This is a genomic window from Pseudomonas flexibilis (assembly GCF_000802425.1).
GTDB lineage: Bacteria > Pseudomonadota > Gammaproteobacteria > Pseudomonadales > Pseudomonadaceae > Serpens > Serpens flexibilis.
Genome location: NZ_JRUD01000048.1, coordinates 1 through 3,208 on the forward strand (window position 1 = coordinate 1; position 3,208 = coordinate 3,208).

Sequence of the window (3,208 nt, forward strand, 5' to 3'; positions counted from 1 at the left end):
AGATGGGAATAAGGGCCAGGTCTTGGCACAGACGGTTGCGATAGCAGCGGTCAGGGTGGTCTTACCGTGGTCAACGTGGCCGATGGTGCCAACGTTGAGGTGCGGTTTGGTACGTTCGAATTTTTCCTTAGCCATTCTAACCACCCCTTAATGCAGACTTACGCGTCTCGTTCCATTAAAACAAAGGCAGATATTTTCATATCTGCCTTTGTTGACTGGAGCTCATGAGCGGATTTGAACCGCTGACCTCACCCTTACCAAGGGTGTGCTCTACCAGCTGAGCTACATGAGCAAAACAGCTTGTGCGCAAACATCAAACTGGAGCGGGTAGCGGGAATCGAACCCGCATCATCAGCTTGGAAGGCTGAGGTTCTACCACTGAACTATACCCGCAGAGCCTAATGCTCGTGCTGTATCTGGTGGAGGGGGAAGGATTCGAACCTTCGAAGTCGAAGACGTCAGATTTACAGTCTGATCCCTTTGGCCACTCGGGAACCCCTCCAGAGTGAGCGGCATTCTACAGCAATGCCTCATTGCGTCAAGCGCTAATTTCAATGAAATCTTGAACTTACGTTCCGCGCTCGCGCCGCCTCGGTTTGCCAACCAAAGGCAGGGCGCGCATTCTAGAGAATGTCTCACTCCCTGGCAATAGGACTTGCACAAGGGAGCATCTGATGACGCATACCGGGGAAATCCTGAACGAGCCGCGAAAGGAGATCATCACCAACCAGAACACTATCCCGCGCGGGCACACGCACCCAGTGTTCACGGCGCTCACGAACCAGCTCTCGCAGCTCAGCGCCATACCCCATGGCACGAATGCGTTCCAGCAGGCTGACCGCTGAATCCTGGCCGGAGAAGATACCCAGGGAGATACCATTGGAGAGATCTCCCTGCGTAATCAGGTAGCTGTCGATACCCCTTGCCTGCAGCTCCTTGAACTGGCGCAGCGCCGCATCCCGCGAGCCGAATGGCGGAAGATAAACCCAGTAGTCCTTCGACGACTCTAAATTGGTGACAGCCTGCCCTGCCTGTATATCAAGGCTTATCAAACGCTGCTCCAGCATGGACGATCGCTGATCAGTTTCAAAACCGCCGAGGTAAAGGCAGATTTCACCGCTCGCAGTCATCGGAGACTGCTCGCCTTCGCGATTTCCGTGCTCACTCACCAGGCGGATGCGCGCCTTCCCACCCTCGACCAAGGCGAAGGGAACGACATCACCAGCAAGCGATGGCGGCTGCTGTTGAGTCCAAACGAAATAGAAAATATTCAGTGCCACCAACAGCAGGAAGACCCACCGCATCGAAGACCTCATTCAAGGGGACAGGCAACCGCAAGCCCTGTAAAAACCAGATCCGGAGCCAACCGCGCGTGAGGAACATCATTCAGGACCAATTCAGCATCCCCACCTGTCAGGAAGATCTCGTGCTCAGCCCCCAATAAATGCGAAGCAAGCCTCCGCTGCTCCCGCACAAAACCGCGCACCATCCACAGGCATCCTCGTTCCACTGCCTGGGGAGTCGAACGCCCCGGGTCACTCGAGCGAAGCGCATCATGAGCCGCGTCATCACCATAGCGGATTCGGCTAGTATGGGTACGCAGATCGCTTCGCAGCAAAGGCATACCAGGACAAATAAAGCCCCCCAAATGCCCACCCTCAGAAGATACGAAGTCGGCAGTGATCGCCGTTCCCAAGTCCAGGACCAGGCATGCCTTGCGGGCCAGCGTGAAAGCTCCCACCAGCGCTAGCCACCGGTCCATCCCCAACCCGCGATAGTCCTCATACCCGTTGCGAACCCCGCCCAGCCGCTCAGCAGGCATGGCGACCTGGCAACGCACGCCAAAAGTCTCTTCTAGAGTAGAGGCAATTGCATCGGTTTCCTGCTCACTACGAACGCTTGCCAGCCGCGCTCCGCGTAGAACTCCGACTGAAACGCGCTTGAGCTCATCCAGCAGAGCAGCGGCATCCGAAACTACGCCTGAGTGGGTTTCACCTGTAGAGAGAAGGCGCCACTTGATCAGGGTATTTCCGCAATCCAGCTCAAGAATCATCGCGCAACCTCAGGCTCAGCTCTCCACCACAAAAGACCTGCTCTGCTCCGCCTACAAGCAAACGCAGCCCTCCCCTTTCATCAATACCCAGCGACGTACCAGCGACCTCTCCCATCCCGGACGATAGCCGCACCTCACGCCCCATCCAAAGATCAGCCGCACGCCACTCATCCATCAATGTTGTAAATCCATTCGAACGGTGTCGGCCGAGGTAATGGGAAATGTGGTAATTCAAGCGACTAGCCAGTTGGCCCCTATCCTGCAGGATACCCGTTTCGCATAAAAGCGAAGTCCAAGGTCGGTCGATCTCATCCTTGCTGGACAGCATATTCACATTGATTCCGACACCAATCACAACATGACAAATGTCCGCCGGGTCACCAACCAGCTCCAGCAGTATTCCGGCCATTTTCTTATGGCCGACCAAGATATCGTTGGGCCACTTAAGACCGGCATTTGTAACGCCAGCCTCTTCGATAGTTCTAAGAACAGCCAAGCCGATTACCAGGCTCAGCCCTTCGAGCTGTTGAGCACCCTGAACAAGCTGTATCGCAAGACTGTAATAGAGGTTGGCACCAAATGGGCTCACCCACGTACGCCCTCTCCTTCCACGACCGGACGTCTGCTGCTCGGAGAGAACCAGGAAGGGCAGCGGCTTCCTTTGAGAAATCAGCCGTAGCGCTTCGGCATTCGTAGAATCTAGCGTTTCTGACAGATATATGTGCTGGAGTCCCAAAAACCGCTCATCAATTGCTGATGGATCCAGCAGGCTAATCCGCTGGCTCAGGCAGTATCCCTTCCCGGGCACCTTGTGAATGGTCAACCCAAGCTGGGACTCCAGTTGCTGAAGCTGCTTCCAAACCGCAGCCCGACTGATTCCCAGTGCTTCCCCTAACTTTTCCCCCGAGTGGAAAGCGCCATCCTTAAGGAGTTCCAACAATGCTGGCATCTTAAAGGCCTCCGGGATAAAAGTTTTGCCGGGGTCGTGGACAAAACATCCACTCCAATATATCCATAACACAAAACCCCAACCCGCGGTTGCGGATTGGGGTTTTGGTTTTAGGTGCTTGACGATGACCTACTCTCACATGGGGAGACCCCACACTACCATCGGCGATGCGTCGTTTCACTGCTGAGTTCGGGATGGGATCAGGT

The 3,208-nt window shown here is 55.2% G+C and carries 4 protein-coding genes, 3 tRNA genes and 1 rRNA gene; all 8 read right to left on the bottom strand.

From position 1 onward, the window contains the following. A partial coding sequence (locus tag SF06_RS18185) for a GTP-binding protein (protein WP_234703350.1) occupies window positions 1–135 on the bottom strand: 135 nt, incomplete at its 3' end. Window positions 136–216: 81 nt separating this feature from the next. After that, window positions 217–292 (bottom strand) — tRNA-Thr (locus tag SF06_RS17635). A 27-nt stretch (window positions 293–319) separates the two neighbouring features. Further along, window positions 320–393: transfer RNA gene (locus tag SF06_RS17640), tRNA-Gly, on the bottom strand. A 24-nt stretch (window positions 394–417) separates the two neighbouring features. Further along, window positions 418–502 (bottom strand) — tRNA-Tyr (locus SF06_RS17645). A 133-nt stretch (window positions 503–635) separates the two neighbouring features. After that, window positions 636–1,304, bottom strand: a complete 669-nt coding sequence (locus SF06_RS17650) for an SPOR domain-containing protein (protein WP_027591591.1) — start codon at window positions 1,302–1,304, stop codon at window positions 636–638. An 8-nt stretch (window positions 1,305–1,312) separates the two neighbouring features. Next, window positions 1,313–2,053 carry a type III pantothenate kinase gene (locus tag SF06_RS18190; RefSeq protein WP_076380982.1) on the bottom strand — a complete coding sequence of 247 codons (741 nt, stop codon included), beginning with the start codon at window positions 2,051–2,053 and terminating at the stop codon, window positions 1,313–1,315. Then, window positions 2,043–3,002 (bottom strand): bifunctional biotin--[acetyl-CoA-carboxylase] ligase/biotin operon repressor BirA, encoded by a 960-nt coding sequence (gene birA, locus SF06_RS17655; RefSeq protein ID WP_039562955.1) that lies wholly within the window; start codon window positions 3,000–3,002, stop codon window positions 2,043–2,045. Before birA ends, SF06_RS18190 begins: the two co-directional genes overlap by 11 nt. Before the next feature lie 116 nt (window positions 3,003–3,118). Continuing rightward, window positions 3,119–3,208: ribosomal RNA gene (gene rrf / locus SF06_RS17785) — 5S ribosomal RNA — on the bottom strand; the annotation flags it as partial.